We start from the raw sequence: 19,186 nt of genomic DNA on the forward strand, positions 1-19,186 counted from the left end.
GACCCGCTTTGCCGCCGGAGGGGCGCTTGGGGCCGCCGGGTCCAGCCCGGCGGGGCGGTCCAGATTTTTTCGGCGGTTCCACGGCTGACTTCCTTTTACCGGCAGAGGGGCATTCCCATATCGGGAAATGCCATGAACATGACGAATGGTGCTGCCCCATCGCCAATGCGATGGGCGGCGGCCGACCGTCGCGAAACCGGCGCGAGCCGCCGTGCGTTGGTCGGCTGAATGGCGTAAACGGGGCGGATCGGCAAATGTTTTTCGGGCTGGTAAAGGGAGAGGCAGGGCAGGCGCGGCGGAAGGCGATCCGCAGCGTGCTGATCGTCGAGGATGAGCCCCTGGTCGCTTTCGACAATGAGCATGTGCTGGAACAGGCGGGCTATCATGTCGCCGCCACGGTCGAGGATTATGACCATGCCGTCCGGGTCATCGAGGATGACGAGGTCGATCTGGTGATCGCCGACATCGCCCTGCATGGAGACAAGACCGGCATCGACGTCGCCCGCCACGCGCATGAAAAGGGATTGCCGGTGCTGTTCGTGACCGGCGCATGCCCTGTCGATGCGGCGGACATGGCGGTGGGATGCCTGTCCAAACCCTATCTGCCACGCGACCTGCTGGCGGCGATCGACGTGATCGAGGCGAAGTTGCAGGGCGTCGAACCGGCGCGCCTGCCAGCCGGGCTCAGCCTGTTCGACCATGCGGGCGAGGCTGACGCCGGGCGCTGACGCGAGCCGCGCAGCCGTTCACGGGAGGAATAGCAGCGCCAGCGGCTTGTTTCGGCGGCATTTGTCCATATGGTGGCGCGACATGCATCACCGGGGGCGCGCAACTTCATGACCGACATCGCCATGGGCACGAAAAGCTGGGTCTATGCGGTCAAGCCTTATGTCGAAAAAGCGCCGCTGGCCGCGCTGTTCTTGGGCATTTCGTCCGGCTTTCCCTTTGCGATGATCGGCGCCAATCTGGCGTCGCGGCTGGCGCAGGACGGCATCGACAAGAAAAGCGTGACGGCGTTCAGCCTGGTGCTGCTCGCCTATAATCTCAAATGGCTGTGGGCCTGGGTGGTCGAGGGGGTGAAGCTTCCTCTGCTGCACCGTCTGGGACAGCGCGTGTCATGGATGCTGCTGGCGGGGCTGCTGGTCATGGCGGCGGTGGTCAACCTGGCGGTGGTCGATCCCGCGTCCGACATCATGGCGACGGTGCGGGCGGCGATCCTGCTGGGCATTGCGGGCGCGACGTTCGACATCATCATCGACGGCTACCGCATCGAGATATTGCGGCCCGATCAGCTAGGGATCGGCGCGGGCATGTCGCAATATGGCTGGCGCATCGGCGCGGCGGCGGCGGGCGCGCTGGGCCTGATCGTGGCGCAGCATTGGAGCTGGACCGCAGCCTATCTCGTCTGTTCCCTGTTCGCCCTGCCTGCCATGCTGGCCGCGCTGATCGTGGGAGAGCCGGAACGTCATCGCGAGATCGCGTCGCGCAAGAGCGGCGGCGAGCTGTTTCAGGCGATCACCGGCCCTTTCATCGACTTTTTCAAGCGGCAGGGCGCGTGGCTCGTGCTGCTGTTCATCATCGTCCACAAGATCGGCGATACGCTGGCGAACCTGACCTTTCGCCTGCTGTTCAACGACCTTGGCTACAGCAATGACGAGATTGCGCTTTATGACGTGGGCGTAGGTTTCTGGGCGCTGCTCGCGGGTATTTTCGTAGGCGGCGTGCTCTATGCGCGGCTGGGGTTGAAGCGGTCGGTGCTGATCAGCCTGGTGCTGATGGCGGTATCCAATTTCAGCTTCGCGGCGCTGGCGGCGGCGGGCAAGAGCAACCTTGGCATGGCAGGCGCCATCGGCTTTGAGAATTTCGCCAGCGGGATCGGCGGCGTCGCGGTGGTCGCCTATTTTTCCGCGCTATGCGACCTTCGCTTCACTGCCGCCCAATATGCGATGATTTCGGCGGCGGCCAGCGTGGTCGGACGGTTCCTGACCGGGACATCGGCTGGCGCGCTGATCGAGCGGTTCGGCTATGTCGACTTCTACCTGCTGACGACGGCGCTGGCGCTGCCGGGCATCATCCTGTTCTGGCTGATGATGCGCGCCGGGCTGGTGGACAGCAGCGTCGGCAGCGCCGCCACCGACGAGGGCCATCAGCCCGCCGCGTAAAGATCGAGCGGGCGGCCAAGGTCATTATGCGCCTGCGCGACCGCCTGAAGACAGGTGAGCGCGCCCAGCGCGTCGTCATTGCCGAGCAGCGCCGTGACATGATCATAGGCGAGACGCGGGTCCTGCACCGCCGTGCCGACCGCCTGCATCAACACGCCTTCGTCGGCCGTCATGCGCGCGCAGCAGCAGGGCGCGACCAAAATCTTGCGAGTCGCCGACCGGGCCAGTTCCAGCATCATGGCGCGCATCAGCACCAGCGGGCGGCGATAGCTGCGCCCGAACGCGCCGATCATCGCATTCACGGCATGGGCGTCATTCACCCCCGCCGTCGCCATGCGGCGCAGGATATAGAGGAAGAGGCGATTGCCGTAGCCGCCGGGAATGGGGCGGGGCAGGTCGAGGTGCGAAGTCTCTCCATGAGCCATGATCGTGAACCTTCATCCGTTATGTGGCGGACTCCGGTTTACGCTATTGAGAATGAATCGCAAGAATAATCAGTCGGGATTTTGTCCGTTCAGCCGCAAAATCTCTCCGGCCAGATAGAGCGACCCGGCGATCAGCAGCCGGGGCGCGACAGGTCCGCCGCGTCCGGCGATGGCAGCGATCGCCTGCTGCGGCGAATCATGGGCGGTGCAGCCGATGTTCCATTGCGCGGCGACGGCGGCGAAGCGTTCGGCCGGGTGATGGTCATGCCCCGGAACCGGCAGCGCGTAGATATGGGCGATGCGGCCGGCGAAGGGCGCGAGATAGGCGTCCACATCCTTGTTCGCGAGCATGCCGATGACGAGGTGAAGTTGCCGCCCGCCCAGCCTTTCGCTGGTGAAAAAGGCGCTGATCGCCTCACCCGCCCCGGCATTGTGACCGCCGTCGAGCCAGGCTTCGGTGGCGGCCGGAAGGGGAGCGAGCAGCGGGCCATGATCCAGATGCTGGAGCCGCGCGGGCCAATGCGCCCAGAGCGGCGCGGCCTTGAGCGCGGCTTCGCTGACGGGAAGGGCGCTCTGGTGGCGCAGCATGGCGAAGGCGAGGGCGGCATTATGCACCTGATGCGCGCCCGGAAGGCGGGGCAGTGGCGCGTCGATCCGGCCATGCTGGTCGCGGTAATGCAGCCGGTCGCGATAGGCCGCCGCGTCCCAGCTTCCGCCCATCGGCAGCCACGGCGCGCCCGCGCGATCGGCGGCCCCGCGCATGACCGGGGTCAGGCGGTCGGGATAGCGGTGGGTCACGAGCGGGACGCCGCGCTTGGCGATGCCCGCCTTTTCAGCAGCGATGGCGGTCAGGCTGTTGCCCAGGAACGCCTGATGATCGATGCCGAGCTGGGCGATGCCGCAAATGGCGGGCCGTTCGATGACGTTGGTGGCGTCCAGCCGCCCGCCAAGGCCCACCTCGATAATACAGGCGTCGGCCGGATGTTCGGCAAAGGCGAGGAAGGCGGCGGCGGTCGTGACTTCGAAGAAGCTGGCGCCGACGCCCTCCGCCACGTCCAGCACGCGGGAGAGATAATGGGCGAGCGCTTCGTCGGAGATGAGCTGGCCGTTGAGGCGGATGCGTTCGTTGAAACGGACGAGATGGGGCGAGGTGAAGACATGGACGCTCCGGCCATCCGCCTCCAGCGCGGCGCGAAGGAAAGCGCAGGTCGACCCCTTGCCATTGGTGCCAGCGACATGGAAGGCGGGCGGCAGCGCGCGGTGGGGGTTGCCGAGCCGGTCGAGCAGGCTGGTGATTCTTTCGAGGCCCAATATATCGGCGCCGGGCGACAGGGTCGCGAGGCGGTCCAGCTGGGCCTGAACCGCCGGATCATCGGAAATGGCGTGGTCGGGCATGGCCCTTCGTCCTTCGCGCGAAGGCGTCAGGCGGCGGCGCGAGGGGTCAGATAGCCGATCACCCGCGCCAGCGTGTCGCGCAATTCGCTACGGTGAACAACCATGTCGAGCATCCCATGTTCCAGCAGATATTCCGCGCGCTGGAACCCGTCCGGCAGCTTTTCGCGAATGGTGCTTTCAATGACGCGCTGGCCCGCAAAGCCGATCAGGGCATTGGGTTCGGCGATTTGAACGTCGCCCAGCATGGCGTAACTCGCCGTGACGCCGCCGGTGGTCGGATCGGTGAGGACGACGATATAGGGCAGGCCAGCGGCGTGCAGCTTCTGGATCGCGACGGTCGAACGGGGCATCTGCATGAGGGACAATATGCCCTCCTGCATGCGCGCGCCACCGGCCGCGGTGAAGATGACATAGGGGCATTTATGGCCGATCGCCTCGTTCACGCCCTGAATGAAGGCTGCGCCGACGCCCATGCCCATGGAGCCGCCCATGAAGGCGAAATTCTGCACGCCCATGACCAGCGGCACATCGTCGATCGCGCCGCGCGCGTTGATCAGCGCGTCCTGATCGCCGGTAGATGCGCGGGCGGCCTTGATGCGGTCGGGATAGCGTTTGGTGTCGCGGAATTTGAGCGGGTCTTCCTGCACCGGCGGCGTGGGCAGGAGGATGAAGCCGGGGTCGAGGATCTGCTCGAAACGCTCGGAAGGGCCGATGCGGCCATGATGGTCGCAGCGCGGGCAGACGGACAGATTATCTTCCCATTCCTTGATGAAGATCATCTCCGCGCAGGACGGGCATTTGTGCCACAGCGTTTCGGCCGTGCTTTCCTTCTTCGCCATGAAGGGCAGGGCGTTGCGGACGCGGTTGATCCAGCTCATGCGGTGGTCTCCCGATAATGGGGGCTGTTGGCGTTGAGCGCGCCGCGCAGGCTGGCGACGAACTCCTGGACAAAGGGGGCGGCGGCATCGCCATGCGAGCCGATGATGTCGACGATGGCGGAGCCGACCACCACGCCGTCGGCGACGCGGCCGATCGCGGCGGCCTGTTCGGCGGAGCGGACGCCGAAGCCGACCGCTATGGGCAGGTCAGTGGCGGCTTTCAGCCTTGCCACGGCTTGCTCGACGGCGGCTTGCGCGGCCTGCTGCTTGCCGGTGATGCCAGCCACCGCGACATGGTAGAGGAAGCCGCTGGCGCCATCGAGCACGGCGGGAAGGCGGGCCGCATCGGTCGTGGGCGTCGCGAGGCGGATGAGGTGGATGCCCGCCGCACGGAGGGCAGGGCCGATTTCGGCATCTTCCTCCGGCGGGACATCGACGCAGATCACGCCGTCCACCCCTGCCTGGCGGCATTGACCGGCGAACCATTCGGAGCCGCGCACCAGCATGGGGTTGGCATAGCCCATGAGGACCAGCGGCGTGTGCGGATGGCGGGCGCGGAAGGTGGTGGCGAGGTGGAAAATGTCCCTGGTCTTCGTGCCCGAACCAAGGCTGCGCAGGTTCGCCAGCTCGATAGCGGGGCCGTCCGCCATCGGATCGGTGAAGGGCATGCCCAGTTCGATGATGTCCGCGCCGCCCGCGACGAGCGCGTCGAGGATGGCGGGCGTCGCGGCGACGGTCGGGTCGCCTGCGGTCACGAAGGTGACGAGCGCGGCGCGGCCTGCTTCCTTGCAGGTGGCAAAGCGGGCGGCAAGGCGATCAGCGGTCACGGCGGCATTCCCAAGGGAAGGAGGGGTAGGTCGGCGCAGGGAGGTTTCTCACATCTCAACTCCCAGTGCGTCGGCCACCGTGAAGATGTCCTTGTCCCCTCGACCGGAGAGATTGACGACGATGATCTGGTCCGCGTCCATCGTCGGTGCGACCTTTTCCGCGCTGGCGATGGCATGGGCGGATTCCAGCGCCGGGATGATGCCTTCGAGCGCGGCGAGCTTCTGGAAGCTGGCCAGCGCTTCATCGTCGGTGATGGGCATATATTCGACCCGGCCGATTTCGTGCAGCCAGCTATGTTCAGGGCCGATGCCGGGATAGTCGAGGCCAGCGGAGATGCTGTGCGCCTCGGTGATCTGGCCGTCCTCGTCCTGGAGCAGATAGGTGCGGTTGCCGTGCAGTATGCCCGATGCGCCGCCCGCCAGAGAGGCGGCATGTTTGCCTTGCAGGCCTTCGCCCGCTGCTTCCACGCCGATCATCTTGACCTCTGCGTCGTCAAGGAAGGGATGGAACAGGCCGATGGCGTTGGAGCCGCCGCCGACCGGGGCGATCAGCATGTCGGGCAGGCGGCCTTCGATCTCCAGGATCTGCTCGCGCGCTTCGCGGCCGATGATCGACTGGAAGTCGCGGACCAGTTCGGGATAGGGGTGCGGGCCTGCCGCCGTGCCGATGATGTAGAAAGTGTCGTGGACGTTGGAGACCCAATGGCGCAGCGCGTCGTTCATCGCGTCCTTGAGCGTCTGCGAGCCCGACACGACCGGGACGACTTCCGCACCGAGCAGCTTCATGCGGAAGACGTTGGGCTTCTGCCGCTCGACATCCTTCGCGCCCATGAAGATCTTGCATTCCATGCCGAACAGGGCGGCGACGGTGGCGGTGGCGACGCCGTGCTGGCCAGCGCCGGTTTCGGCAATGACCTTCTTCTTGCCCATGCGGCGGGCGAGCAGGGCCTGGCCGATGCAGTTGTTGATCTTGTGCGCGCCGGTGTGGTTCAGTTCCTCGCGCTTCAGGTAGATTTTCGCGCCCTTCTTTTGACCATTCGGGCCTTCCGGCGCTCCGGCGCGGAGGGCTTCGGTCAGCCGCTGCGCATAGTAAAGCGGGTTGGGGCGGCCGACATAGGTGCGGAGCAGTTGGGTGAATTCGGCGTCGAATTCCGGGTCCTGCCTGGCGGCCTTATAGACCTTCTCCAGCTCCAGGATGAGCGGCATCAGCGTTTCGGCGACATAGCGGCCGCCGAAGGAACCGAAATGGCCGGACGCGTCGGGCTGGGAGCGGAGGGAGTTCTTGATGGTCATGATGGCTGTGCCGCTTTGCAGAAGGCCATGATCTTGTCCACACTCTTGATGCCCGGCGCGCTTTCCACGCCGGAAGAAACGTCGATCATCGGCGCGCCGGTGATGCGGATCGCTTCGGCGACGTTATCGATGCCAAGGCCGCCGGAAAGGCCCCAGGGCAGCGATATGGGGACGCCCCGCAGCAGCGTCCAGTCGAAGCGCAGCCCCATGCCGCCGGGCAGCGCCGCGCCATCCGGGGTTTTCGCGTCGAAGAGGAGGAGGTCGGCCGCCCCGCTATAGGCCTTGGCGGCGTCGATGTCGGCGCGGGTCTTGACGGAGATGGCCTTCCAGACCGGAAGGTTGAAGCGCTGGCGGATGGCGGCGGCGCGCTCCGGGCTTTCCCTGCCGTGAAGCTGGAGGGCGGTGAGGCTGTTGGTGGCGATGAGTTGGGTGAGGATGTCGTCGGCAGGGTCGACCAGGACGGCTACCCGATCGATGTGCGCAGGCACCTGCGCGGCGAGGGCGCGGATCTGGCCGGCTTCGACATGGCGGGGGCTTTTGGGGAAGTGGACGAAGCCGAGATGCGACGCGCCAGCCTTGATCGCCGCGCCAACAGTGTCTGGCGTCGAGAGGCCGCAGATTTTTATGGCGAGTCGGGACATTGGAGGGCTTTAGACTTAGTTGCGGTGAGTTGAAACCATGTGCTCCGTGCTCCTGCCTCCGCAGGAGCGCGGTGGCGCTCAGGATAGCGTCAAATCCATATCGTGAAGCGCCAGCCATTGGTCGGCATGGTCGATGCACGCCTTGCCGAGGAAGGCATCCACCTGATCCATGATCTGATCGTCGGCAAGCTGCGCAGGATCGAGCGGCGGGTGCCAGTGGACGCGGAAGTTGGGGCCTTCGGTGCGGATCATGTAGAAGGGCAGGAATTTCGCGCCCACTTTCCGCGCGAGGCGCAGCGCTACGGAAAGATTGCCTGACGGCGGCAGGTCGCGGCCGAAGCGGGGGAACCAGACCTGACGGTCGCGGCGCTCGTCCAGCAGGATGTAAAGGGTGGCGCGATCCTTCGTGGTCAGATGCTTGAGGATGCCGCGCGCCGCGCCCTCTCCGGTAATCGCCTCGCCCATATAGCTTGATCGGGCGCGTTTCAGCATGGCGGCCTGGCCGGGGTCTTGCGGCGGGTCGTAGACGCCGAGGCCGGGGCGATCGGTGGACGCCTTGATATGGGCGGCAAGCAGGTCCCAATTGCCGAGATGGACGGCGAGCGCGATCATCGGACCGGGGCCGTCGAGGACCTGTTGATAGCCTTCCGCATCCTCGACCGTGATATGGTTATTTTCGATCAGCCGGTCGATGTTGGTGAGTTCGGCCATGGTGCGGCCGAGATTGAACCAGCGGCGGGTGAGGATGGCTTCGCTGGCCGCCTTGTCGAGGCCGGGGCGCAGGATGGCGAGGTTGGTGCGGGCGCGCTGGTCGCGCAGCTTCATGTTCCTGCGCGCGATGTTCACCGACAGCCAGCCGCCCAGCCATGAGGCCAGTGAGGCGGGAAGGATGCGGAGGAGGGTGAAGAGAAAGGGGTTGGAGAGCATCGCGCCTGCCGTCATACAGCAGCGGTCGGGGCGGTAAAGGGCTTGGGTTAAGCGATGAATTGGGCCTTGGGGCTTTGGGTGATGTTGCAGGGGCTCTCCCTGCTGGGGGTGCTGAACTATTGGCGGCATCTGCCCGTGGACCGGCAGGAAGAAGCGCCGGAGGGCGTCGTGGTGCTGCTGTCGGTGCGGGATGACTGGGATGGCGGCGCGGAGCTGATCGCGCGGTTGAAGGCGCAGACGGCGCGGTTCCGGCTGGTGATCACGACCTCGGGGGCTTGCCCGGCGGCGGAGGCTCTGGCTGCGCGTGAGGGGGACTGGGTGCAGATCGTTCGCGCGGGCGTGGCGAGCGACGAGGGGCAGAAGGTTCACAAGCTGCGCGCGGCCTTGCGATCCTTGGGGGACGCGGATCGCTATCTGGTGTTTGTGGATGCGGATATCCTGCCGCCTGTGCGGCTGGTCGGGCGGCTGCTCTTTCCGCTGGTGCGGGGGAAGGCAGATATCGTTACCGGATACCGGCTGTTGCTGCCGGAAGCGCAGGCCGGTGCGGCGCTGGTCGGCGCGGTGGAGATGCAGTTGGCGACGCTGCCCCGCGCAGCCAGCGCGACCATGCCCTGGGGCGGCGCGATGGCGCTGACGCGAGAGGTGGCGGAGCGGCTCGATCTGGATGCGGCCATGGCCGGACGCTTGTCGGATGACATGGCGATTGGGCTGGCGGGCTGGCGGGCGAAGCTGCGGTTGCGGCCGGTGCGGGATCTGCTCGTCGCAACGCCGCTGGAGGCGCGGGGGGCCTTTGCGTTCGGGGTGCGGCAATATCGGCATATCGCGACCAACAGCGCGGGGATGTGGGCGGTTGCTGCGCTGGTGGTGGGGTTGCAGGCTTTGGGCTGGGTCTGGGCCTTAGCCTGGGGCGGTTGGAGCGCCCTGACTGTGGGTTACGCGGCCGCCGTGGGACGGGTGCTGGCGCGGCGGCGGATCATTGCGGCAGTGGTGGAACCGCGACAGGCAGTGGCGGCGAAGAGGTCGCTCTGGTGGGATGTGCTGGCGCCCTTCGCGGTGTGCTGGGCGCATTGGGGGATGCAGTTGGCGGCGGTAGGGTCGAGGCGGATCCGGTGGGGCGGGTTCGATTATTGGGTGAAGGGAGGGAAGGTCGTGCGGATGGAGAGCGCGCGCTAGTTGCTTTCGACCCATCTTCGTCGTCACCGCGCAGGCGGGGATCATGCCGCCTTCGGCGGTCCAGTCGCGTGCGGAGAGATAGGTCCCCGCCTGCGCGGGGACGGCGGGATACTGAACAGGTGGCGTCTGCTATCCACCCGTTACCATCATTCCGCAGGTTGGAATGTATCTCCCGACCTTTTGATAGGGTTGTTTCAGGAGGGATGGGTTCCCGGCTTGCCGGAATGACGGAAGGCGAGGGATGCGCTTTGAGGAGCGTTTCCCGACTTCGCTCGAAACGAACGGAGGCGGGTCAGAAGCCCGCCGGGAACAGGTGCTTCCCCTGCTCATCCAGCCGGAGGACGACCTTGCCCGCAACCGCGCTCAAAGGCAGATGGCCATATAAATGCGGAAAGAGCGCGCCGCCGCGCGACTCTTCCCACTTTATCGCCTCGCCGAAGGGGGCGAGGTCGACCATCAGCATCACCAGATTGTCCTGCCCGGCGAAATGCTTTGCCGCTGTCTCCGCCGCCTGCTGCCGGGTGGACAGGTGGATATAGCCGTCCCGCAGGTCGACGGGCGCGCCCTTGAACGTGCCGTCGGCCTTTAGCTGGTCATACTGATCCCTGGTCAGGATCTTGTAGGCGAAGAGGTCGGTCACTCCTCGCTGAGGTCCGGGTCGGCTTCGGGGCTGACGTCCGGGCTGACTTCCAGGCCCGCCGGGGTGGTCACTTCGGTTTCCTCGTCGCTTTCCTCGATCTTCGCGGCGCTGACGACATGCTCGCCATCGGACACGTTGAAGAGGCGGACGCCCGCCGAGTTGCGGCCGATGACGCGCAGGGTATCAAGGCCCATGCGGATCAGCTTCGCCTGATCGGTGACGAGCATCAGATGATCGCCATGGCGCGCCGGGAAACTGGCGACGACCGGGCCGTTGCGGCCGATATTGTCGATATTGGTGATGCCCTGGCCGCCCCGTCCGGTGCGGCGATAGTCATAGGCCGAGGACAGCTTGCCATAGCCATTGGCGCAGACGGTGAGGATGAACTGTTCCTTCCCCTGTAGTTCGGCGAAACGCTCGTCGCTCATCTGCGGCGAGCCTTCCTTCTCCGGCTTCCACGGGGCGAAGCGGAGATAATCCTCGCGCTCCTCCTGCGTTGTGCCTGCGCGGTGAAGGATGGAGAGGGAAATAACCTCATCATCCTTTTTCAGGGTCATGCCGCGCACGCCGGTCGAGGTGCGGCTCTGGAACTCGCGCACATCGGTAGCCTTGAAGCGGATCGCCTTGCCCTGACGGGTGGCGAGCAGCACGTCATCCTCCTCGGAAAGCAGCGCAACGCCAATCAGCCGATCCTCGCTCTCGTCATCGAAGCGCATCGCGATCTTGCCGTTGCTGGGCACGTTGGCGAAGGCGTCCATGCTGTTGCGGCGGACCGTGCCGTTCGCAGTGGCGAACATGACGTGCAGGTCCTTCCAGCTATCCTCATCCTCCGGCAGCGGCAGGACGGTCTGGATCGTTTCGCCGGGGCCGAGCGGGAGCAGGTTCACCATCGGGCGGCCGCGCGTCGCCGGGCCGCCTTCGGGCAGGCGCCAGACTTTCAGGCGATAGACCTTGCCCGCGGTCGAGAAGAAGAGGACCGGCGTGTGCGTGGAGGTCACGAACAGTTCGGTGATCGCGTCCTCATCCTTGGTCGCCATGCCGGAGCGGCCCTTGCCGCCGCGCGCCTGGGCGCGGAAGCTTTCGAGCGGGGTGCGCTTGATATAGCCCTGCACGGTGACGGTGACGACCATCTCCTCGCGCTCGATCAGGTCTTCATCCTCGATGCCGTCGGCGGCGGCGGTGATCTCCGACAGGCGCGGGGTGGCGAAGTCGCGCTCGATCGCCTCGAACTCCTCGCGCATGACGGCGTAGAGCTTCTGCCGGTTGCCGAGGATTTCGAGATATTCGGCGATGGCGGAAGCGAGTTCGGCCAGTTCGTTGCCGATCTCGTCGCGGCCGAGCGCGGTCAGGCGATGCAGGCGCAGGTCGAGGATGGCGCGGACCTGCGTGTCGCTAAGGCGATAGGTGTCGCCGGTCGCTTCGGTCTCGATCGCTTCGACCAGGCGCAGATAGGGCGCGATCTCCGCCACCGGCCAGTCACGGGCGAGCAGCGTTTCGCGCGCTTCGGCCGGGCTGGCCGAACCACGGATGATGCGGACGACTTCATCAAGGTTCGTGACCGCGATTACGAGGCCCAGCAAGATATGCGCGCGGTCGCGGGCCTTGTTGAGTTCGTACTTCGTCCGGCGGGTGATGACTTCTTCGCGGAAGCGGACGAAGGCTTCGATAATGTCGCGGATGTTGAGCAGTTCGGGGCGGCCGCCGCGGATGGCGAGCATGTTGGCCGGGAAGCTCGATTGCGCCGGGGTGTTGCGCCAGAGCTGGTTCAGCACGACTTCCGGCGTGGCGTCGCGCTTGAGGTCCATGACGATGCGCACGCCTTCGCGGCTCGATTCGTCGCGAATGTCGCTGATCCCCTCGATCCGCTTGTCCTTGGCGGCTTCGGCGATCTTTTCCACAAGGCCGTTCTTGCCGACCTGATAGGGGATGGCGGTGAGGACGATGGAACGGCGGTCGCCGCGCCCTTCCTCCACCACATGACGCGAGCGCATCATGATCGAGCCGCGCCCGGTATGATAGGCGCTGCGGGCGCCCGATTGGCCGAGGATCAGCGGAGCGGTGGGAAAATCGGGGCCGGGGACGATCTGAATGATGTCGTCCACGCTGATCGCCGGATTGTCGATATAGGCGAGGCAGGCGCGGATCACTTCGCCAAGGTTATGGGGCGGAATGTTGGTCGCCATGCCGACCGCGATGCCCCCCGCGCCGTTGACCAGCAGGTTCGGGAAGCGCGCGGGCAGGACCTGCGGCTCGCTTTCGGAGGCGTCATAATTGGGCTGGAAATCGACGGTGTCCTTGTCGAGATCCTCCAGCAGCGCGTTGGTGACCTTGGCAAGGCGCGCTTCGGTGTATCGCATGGCCGCCGGCGGATCGGGGTCCATGGAACCGAAATTCCCCTGACCATCGATCAGCGGCACGCGCATCGACCAGTCCTGCGTCATGCGCGCCAACGCGTCATAGATCGCGCTGTCGCCATGGGGGTGATATTTACCGATCACGTCGCCGACGATGCGCGCGGACTTGCGATAGGGCTTGTTATACTGGAAGCCCGATTCATGGGCGGAAAAGAGGATGCGGCGATGCACCGGCTTCAATCCGTCGCGCACGTCCGGCAGGGCGCGGGCGACGATCACCGACATGGCGTAGTCGAGATAGCTCGCCTTCATCTCGTCCACGATGGAGATGGGGCTGATGTCCGAAGGGTCGGCGAGGGCAGTCTCGTCGGTCAATGCGATTCTCTTTTTGGATGGAACTGTTTCGTTGCTCATGCACTAGCGGAGCGAAACAAATCTGTCACCCCTCACGCACGCGCGCGCGCTCGCGTCGATCAAGCTGCAAGAAGGGGCTGACAGGCCGCAAAGGGGTGCATATACGCTGTTCAAACGTCATTCACGCGCCGTCCCCTACCCGGCGCTTAACCAAAGGCCGCCTGTCCCCCGGGCGCAGAGGAGAAGATGATCATGCGATTTGTTACCCCAGTGGCGCTCGCGCTGGCTCTGGCGCTGACCGGCGGCGCTGTTTCGGCCCCGGCGATGGCGGCGAAGAAGGATGAGAAGAAGGGCGGCGCGCCCAAGCTGAACGTCTCGCCGGACGTGATCAAGTCGCTGCAAGCCGCGCAGGCGGCCACCCAGAAGAATGATTTCGCGGCGGCAAAGGCCGCGCTGGCCGAAGCCGACGCCAAGGCGCAGTCGAACGACGACAAATATCAGATCGGCGCGATCAAGCTGAACGCGTCGATCGCCGCGAAGGACAGCGCATTGCAGGGTGAGGCGCTGGCCCAGATGCTGGACAGCGGCCTGACGCCGCCCGACCAGGCGGGCCAGTTCAACGCCGTCGCCGCCGAACAGGCGTTGCAGGCGAAGAATTACGACCTCGCCATCTCGCGCGGCAAGGCGGCGATCCAGGCGGGCTACAAGCCGGACATGGTCAATGTCACGCTGGCCCAGGCCTATTTCGGCAAGGCGGGCACCGCCAATGCGGGCGCCGAACCGGCGCGCAGCCTCAACCAGCAGGGCCTTGCCGCGCTGAAGGCTGCGGTCGACGCCACCAAGGCGGCTGGCGGGCAGGTTCCCGCGCAATGGTATCAGATCGGCGTCAGCCGGGCCGCGAGCGCCCGCCTGCCTGAAACCGCCGAATGGGCGAAGGCCGCCTATCAGGCGCAGCCGAGCGGCGAAAATCTTCGCACGCTCGTCCGCCTGTTCCAGCAGTCCAACCCCAACATCACCAACCGCGAAAATCTGGACGTGCTGCGCCTGATGGCGGCGTCGGGCGGGCTGGTCGTCGCGGGCGACTATACCGAATATGCCGAAATGGCGTCCAAGACCGGCATCTATGGCGAAGTGAAGTCGGCCATCGACGCCGGGCGGGCGAAGGGCGTGCTGAGCGGATCGGCCGGGGCCGACCTCTACCAGACGGCGACGCCGAGGATCAGCAGCGACAAAAGCTCCCTCCCCGCTGCGGAAGCGGATGCGCGCAAGGCGGCCAATGGCAAGATCGCGGCAGCGACCGCCGACGCCTATCTGGGCTATGGCGACTATGCCAAGGCCGCGGCGATGTTCGAACTGGCCAAGCAGAAGGGCGGCGTCGACGCCGACGAGGTCAACACGCGCCTGGGCATAGCAAAGGCGCTGGGCGGCGATGTCGCGTCGGCCAAGGCGGCGTTCCAGTCCGTGCAGGGCGGCACGCGCAAGCAGATCGCCGACCTGTGGCTCGCCTATCTGGCGACCAAGGCCTGATGAGAATGGCGCGCCTGTCCGGTGCGGGCGCGCCCTCATTCCAGTAGCGGTGAAAGAACAGGGACCGGCGCTCAGACGCCGGAAATGAAAAGGGGACGGCCCGACATGGCCCGCGTGCGACTATCCACTATGAATTACGGGTTTCTGGCCGCTGCCGCATTGATGGCGGCCGGGACACCAGCGATGGCGAAGAAGGCCCCGGCCGGGCCCGTCGTCCAGATGTCCGAATCCTTCCGCACGGCGGCGCAGGCCGCCGACGCAGCGATCAAGGCGGGAGACGCGGCGTCGGCGCAGGCGCGGATCGCCGGGCTGATGCCGTCGAGCGATTTCGAAGCCTATGTGGCGGCAGGGCTGCGGTTCGAAATGGCGGTGCTGAAACGCGATTTCCAGGCGCAGCGCGTCGCGCTGACCGATATGTTCAAGACCAGTTCGGTGCCCAAGAAGGATGCGCCGCGCCTGCGCTACGTCGCTGGCTACCTGTCCTATGTCGTCGGCAATTATGACGATGCGCTGGCCCAGCTCGATTACGCCAAGACGCTGGGCTATGACGGGATCGACGCGACGATGCTGCGCGCGGACATCTACCTGCGCAAGAACAAGCCGAAGGATGCGCGCCCCTATGTCCAGGAAGCGCTCGCCCGTCAGCGGGCCTCTGGCCAGCCGATCCCGGCCGCCTGGTATGACCGGGCCATTTCCATGGCCTATGCCGCCGGGGATTGGCAGGAAGTCGGATCGCTCTACCGCGAACGGCTGACCAAATATGAGTCGGCAGGCGAGTGGCGTTCCGGGCTGGTCAATTATCTGACAGCGCCCGGCATGGAATCCCAGGTCCAGCTCGATCTCTACCGCTTGCAGGCCGCCAATGGCGCGATGGCGAGCGAGCGCGACTATCAGGCCTATGCGCAATTCGCCGAAAAGGCGGGCAACTATGCCGAGGCCAAGGCGATCATCGAAGCCGGGCGCGCCGCTGGCAAGCTGACCGCGACGCAAGCAACAACCGCGTCGCTGATGAAGAGTGTGACGCCCAAGGCCGCCAAGCAGATCGCCGCTCTGCCCGCCGCCGCGAAGAAGGCTGCGTCCGCGAAGGACGGAACCGCCGCGCTGGCGGTTGCGGACGATTATTTCTCGCTCAGCCAGTTTCCCCAGGCAGTGGAGCAATACCGGCTGGCGCTGAGCAAGGGCGGCATCGATCAGAACCGGGCTAATACCCGGCTGGGCATCGCGCTGGCACGGTCGGGCGACCTGGCGGGCGGCAAGGCGGCGCTGGCGCAGGTCAATGGCAATTGGGCCAATGTCGCCGGTTTCTGGTCGGTGTGGATCGACCAGCAGAGCCGCAAGGTCGCGCAGAACCCGGCGGCTGCCGCTTCCCCGGCCAGCTAGGGCAAGGCCGCTGCCGGTCAGACCGGCAGCGGTACGCCGGGCAGGTTCTTGGACGTGCGGATGGTGAGCGACGTCTTGACGCTCACCACGTTCGGCGCGGGCGTCAGCTTTGACGTCAGGAACTGCTGGAAGCTTTGCAGGTCGCGCGCGACCACCTTCAGGATGAAGTCGATTTCGCCGTTCAGCATGTAGCATTCCCGCACTTCGGGAAGGGTGGCGATATGGTCCTCGAACGCCTTGAGGTCCGCTTCCGCCTGGCTCTTGAGGCTGACCATGGCGAAGACCGTGATGGTATAGCCCAGCATCGCCGGGTTGACGACCGCGTGATAGGAATTGATCGCGCCGCTTTCCTCCAGCGCGCGGACGCGGCGGAGGCAGGGCGGGGCGGTCAGGCCGACCTTGCGCGCAAGCTCCACATTGGTCATCCGGCCGTCCTGCTGCAACTCGCCCAGGATATGCAGATCGATGTCGTCGATATTGGGACCGGCCATCGCTTCGCTTATTTCCTTTCTCGATTCTTGCCCGGCATCATAATAATATTTCAGGGCAATGCAATTTGTCCCACTATGCGACGATCCCAAATGGGCATGGCGCGTCCCTTTCGTTTTGGCGGGCGAAGCCCTATTCTTCACTCGTGATTTTCCCCTGCGGCCGGTGCTGCATGCTGCTGGGGCTCTATGGGGAATGATGTGCGCTTCAACGATCTGATGCAGACGGTTCTGGCCGCAGAGAATAGAAGCGGCCTGGGCGCGGTGACATTGTGGCGCCAATGCGTGGACCTGCTGGCGCAGAATGACAGGGCCGACCGCAAGCCGCTGCCGGAAGAGGAGCGCGCGGCGTTGCTGGGGCGGCTGGAGGAATTGCGGCCGCAACTGTCCGAAACGCAGCGGATCGCGACGGTGGTCGAGCTGGGCGCGCGGCTGCGATCGCCTGCGCTTGTGGAATTTTTCGCCAGCGACCGCCCGTCTATCGCTGCCGCAGCCATGTCGCGCGCGCGGCTGCCGGATGAGATATGGGCGCAGCTTCTGCCGCAACTGACGCCGACGGCGCGCGGCGTGCTGCGGGGACGGCGGGACCTGGGACCGGCGGCGGTGCAGGCGCTGGAGGCGTTCGGACCGGCCGACCTGGTGCTGACCACCGATGTGCAGGATGCGGCGGAGGACATGCTGCTGACCGAGGACATGGTCGTCCCCGCCGCGCAGGAAAGCGCGGGAGAAGCGGACGCTCCGGCCGGGTTGCGGCAGGACGCGCCTTCCCCGGCGGAAGCGGACGAGCCGGAGGCTGGGGACAACCAGATCCGCAACCTTGTCAGCCGCATCGAACGCTTCACCAGCACGCGGCGTTCTCCCGACGCGACGGCAGCGCCGCCCCGCGAAGATGCGACGAGCGTGCGCAGCTTCGCTTTCGAAACCGACGCGGCGGGCATGATCATATGGATCGACCAGGGACCGCGCGCCGCGCTGATCGGCCTGTCGCTGGGCGAGACATCGCTGCCGGGCGCGAGCGGGCCGGACGGCAGCGTGGCTGGCGCCTTCCTGCGCCGCAGCGGTTTCCAGAACGGCCGCTTCACCATCGTTGGCGGAGCCATGGCGGGGGAATGGAGGCTGTCCGCCACCCCCTTCTTCGATCCGCGATCGGGCCGTTTTCAGGGCTATCGCGGGCAGGCGAGACGGCCTTATCTGCACGAGGTGGCCGCCGCGCCGCTGGCCGAGCCGGTGTCGGTCGCCGGGCTTTCGGCGGATTCGCTGCGGCAGTTGGTGCATGAGCTGCGCACGCCGCTGAACGCCATTCTGGGCTTTGCCGATATTATCGAGCAGGAATTGTTCGGACCCAGCGGACCGGAATATCGCGAGATGGCGGGCAAGATCGCGATCGACGCGCGGCATCTGCTCTCCGCCTTCGACGATCTGGACCTGGCCGCCCGCGTCTCGCGCGGCGAGGGGGGCGAAATGCTGAGCGCCGTCGATCCTGCCCTGCTGGTGACGCAAGTGTCCACCCGCTTTCAGGAGCAGGGCGAAGGCAGCGGTGCGCAGGTCGATATCGACATGGGATCTTCCCTGCCGCTCGTCCGCATCGATCCAGTGCAGGGCGAACGAATGGTGCAGCATCTGATGCGCACGGTCATTTCGGTAATGGCTCCCGGCGAGGCGCTGACCGGCGCTTGCTGGTTCCAGCATGATGGCGGCAATGGCTGCGTGGTGCTGGGCGTCGATCGCCCGGCGAGCCTGGCGGACCTTGAGGAAGAACAGCTGCTCGATCCCGGCTATACGGCGGAGGGCGATTGGGCGGACGGGCCTCTGCTGGGCCTTGGCTTTTCCCTGCGCCTGATCCGCAGTCTGGCGGCCGGGAGCGGCGGGACCTTGCAGATCACGCCCGATCGCTTCCTGCTGTCCATGCCTGCGCTGGGCCTGAGGGAAGATGCGGCGGGCAACGCCTGAACAGAGCAATTCAATCGCAACCATTGCGCGCTAGCACAGGGGCATGACCCCTGTTTTCCATGACGGCAATCTGCTCCGCCCGCCAGCGCCTGAGGATATGATCGCGCTCGACCCGGCATTCGGCACGCGCTTCATGCTGTTCGTCGATACGGAGGAGGAGTTCGACTGGAACGCCCCTTTCAACCGGTCTGCCAATGCCGTCACTGCGCTGGCGGGCATGGAGCGCGGGCAGCGCTATTTCGCGGCGGCCGGGATAAGGCCTGTCTATGTGACGGACTATCCGGTTGTGGACAGCGATGCGGCGGCGGCGATGATGGGGCGCTGGCTGGCGGATGGAGCGGCGGACATCGGCGCGCACCTGCATCCATGGGTGAACCCTCCTCATGTGGAGCAGGTGACGGCGGCGAACAGTTATGCGGGATTCCTGCCCGAAGCGCTGGAGCGAGCCAAGCTGGAGGCGCTTTGCCAGCGCATCGCGGACCGGTTCGGGCAGCGGCCCATCGTATACCGCGCGGGGCGCTACGGCGTCGGACCCCATAGCGCGCGATTGCTGGAGGGGTTGGGGTTCAAGCTCGACAGTTCCGTGCGCAGCCGCTTCGATTATTCCGGGCAACATGGGCCGGATTTCAGGGGAATGCCGCTCCATCCTTATTGGGCAGGGCGTGGGCGGCGGCTGATGGAGTTGCCGCTGTCCACCGCCTTTACCGGGCTGCTGCGCCGGTCGGGCGGGCGCTGTTATGAAGCGGCGCGGCGCGCGGGGCGGCTGGGCGGC

17 protein-coding genes are annotated in these 19,186 nt (G+C 65.9%); 7 read left to right on the forward strand and 10 right to left on the reverse strand.

Annotated features, from left to right (window positions below; genetic code table 11):
• The first annotated feature begins 254 nt into the window (after nt 1-254).
• Together L288_RS32170 and L288_RS32175 are read left to right on the forward strand one after the other, a co-directional pair.
• Nucleotides 255-728, forward strand: a complete 474-nt coding sequence (locus L288_RS32170) for a response regulator (RefSeq protein ID WP_021238340.1) — start codon at nt 255-257, stop codon at nt 726-728.
• Between the two features lie 108 nt (nt 729-836).
• Nucleotides 837-2,162, forward strand: a complete 1,326-nt coding sequence (locus L288_RS32175; protein ID WP_021238341.1) for an AmpG family muropeptide MFS transporter — start codon at nt 837-839, stop codon at nt 2,160-2,162.
• Here the strand turns inward: L288_RS32175 and L288_RS32180 are convergent.
• From L288_RS32180 to L288_RS32210, 7 genes are all read right to left on the reverse strand, one after another.
• Nucleotides 2,147-2,587, reverse strand: coding sequence for a DUF6628 family protein (locus tag L288_RS32180; protein WP_021238342.1), 441 nt, complete (start codon nt 2,585-2,587; stop codon nt 2,147-2,149). The two genes, L288_RS32175 and L288_RS32180, sit on opposite strands and share 16 nt — an antisense overlap.
• Nucleotides 2,588-2,656: 69 nt before the next feature.
• Nucleotides 2,657-3,982 (reverse strand): bifunctional folylpolyglutamate synthase/dihydrofolate synthase, encoded by a 1,326-nt coding sequence (locus tag L288_RS32185; RefSeq protein WP_021238343.1) that lies wholly within the window; start codon nt 3,980-3,982, stop codon nt 2,657-2,659.
• Between the two features lie 26 nt (nt 3,983-4,008).
• Complete coding sequence (gene accD, locus L288_RS32190; protein ID WP_021238344.1) at nt 4,009-4,860, reverse strand: acetyl-CoA carboxylase, carboxyltransferase subunit beta; 852 nt, start codon at nt 4,858-4,860, stop codon at nt 4,009-4,011.
• A complete protein-coding gene (trpA, locus tag L288_RS32195) occupies nt 4,857-5,687 on the reverse strand; it encodes a tryptophan synthase subunit alpha (protein ID WP_021238345.1) in 831 nt (276 codons plus the stop codon). The genes accD and trpA overlap by 4 nt, the downstream gene beginning before the upstream one ends.
• Before the next feature lie 48 nt (nt 5,688-5,735).
• Nucleotides 5,736-6,980 carry a tryptophan synthase subunit beta gene (trpB, locus tag L288_RS32200; protein ID WP_021238346.1) on the reverse strand — a complete coding sequence of 415 codons (1,245 nt, stop codon included), beginning with the start codon at nt 6,978-6,980 and terminating at the stop codon, nt 5,736-5,738.
• Complete coding sequence (locus L288_RS32205; protein WP_021238347.1) at nt 6,977-7,621, reverse strand: phosphoribosylanthranilate isomerase; 645 nt, start codon at nt 7,619-7,621, stop codon at nt 6,977-6,979. The genes trpB and L288_RS32205 overlap by 4 nt, the downstream gene beginning before the upstream one ends.
• A 78-nt stretch (nt 7,622-7,699) precedes the next feature.
• Nucleotides 7,700-8,548: a lysophospholipid acyltransferase family protein gene (locus L288_RS32210; protein ID WP_021238348.1), complete on the reverse strand. Its 849-nt coding sequence runs from the start codon at nt 8,546-8,548 to the stop codon at nt 7,700-7,702.
• Between the two features lie 54 nt (nt 8,549-8,602).
• Between L288_RS32210 and L288_RS32215 the strand changes: the two genes are divergently transcribed.
• Nucleotides 8,603-9,721, forward strand: a complete 1,119-nt coding sequence (locus L288_RS32215; RefSeq protein WP_021238349.1) for a glycosyltransferase — start codon at nt 8,603-8,605, stop codon at nt 9,719-9,721.
• Between the two features lie 292 nt (nt 9,722-10,013).
• Here L288_RS32215 and L288_RS32220 read toward each other — a convergent pair whose 3' ends face one another.
• A complete protein-coding gene (locus L288_RS32220; protein ID WP_021238350.1) occupies nt 10,014-10,361 on the reverse strand; it encodes a DUF952 domain-containing protein in 348 nt (115 codons plus the stop codon).
• Nucleotides 10,358-13,090: a DNA gyrase subunit A gene (gene gyrA / locus L288_RS32225; protein ID WP_021238351.1), complete on the reverse strand. Its 2,733-nt coding sequence runs from the start codon at nt 13,088-13,090 to the stop codon at nt 10,358-10,360. The genes L288_RS32220 and gyrA overlap by 4 nt, the downstream gene beginning before the upstream one ends.
• 231 nt (nt 13,091-13,321) lie before the next feature.
• Between gyrA and L288_RS32230 the strand changes: the two genes are divergently transcribed.
• Nucleotides 13,322-14,596, forward strand: a complete 1,275-nt coding sequence (locus L288_RS32230) for a hypothetical protein (protein ID WP_030541864.1) — start codon at nt 13,322-13,324, stop codon at nt 14,594-14,596.
• 105 nt (nt 14,597-14,701) lie between these two features.
• Nucleotides 14,702-15,976, forward strand: a complete 1,275-nt coding sequence (locus L288_RS32235; protein WP_030541863.1) for a YfgM family protein — start codon at nt 14,702-14,704, stop codon at nt 15,974-15,976.
• Nucleotides 15,977-15,993: 17 nt separating this feature from the next.
• On the opposite strand, the gene L288_RS32240 is transcribed toward L288_RS32235, so the two are convergent.
• Nucleotides 15,994-16,467, reverse strand: a complete 474-nt coding sequence (locus L288_RS32240) for an Lrp/AsnC family transcriptional regulator (protein ID WP_021238354.1) — start codon at nt 16,465-16,467, stop codon at nt 15,994-15,996.
• Between the two features lie 186 nt (nt 16,468-16,653).
• Here L288_RS32240 and L288_RS32245 point away from each other — a divergent pair, with 186 nt between their 5' ends.
• Complete coding sequence (locus L288_RS32245) at nt 16,654-18,414, forward strand: sensor histidine kinase (RefSeq protein WP_021238355.1); 1,761 nt, start codon at nt 16,654-16,656, stop codon at nt 18,412-18,414.
• A gap of 43 nt (nt 18,415-18,457) precedes the next feature.
• A partial coding sequence (locus L288_RS32250) for a polysaccharide deacetylase family protein (protein ID WP_021238356.1) occupies nt 18,458-19,186 on the forward strand: 729 nt, incomplete at its 3' end.

It is taken from the genome of Sphingobium quisquiliarum P25, assembly GCF_000445065.1.
GTDB classification, from domain to species: domain Bacteria; phylum Pseudomonadota; class Alphaproteobacteria; order Sphingomonadales; family Sphingomonadaceae; genus Sphingobium; species Sphingobium quisquiliarum.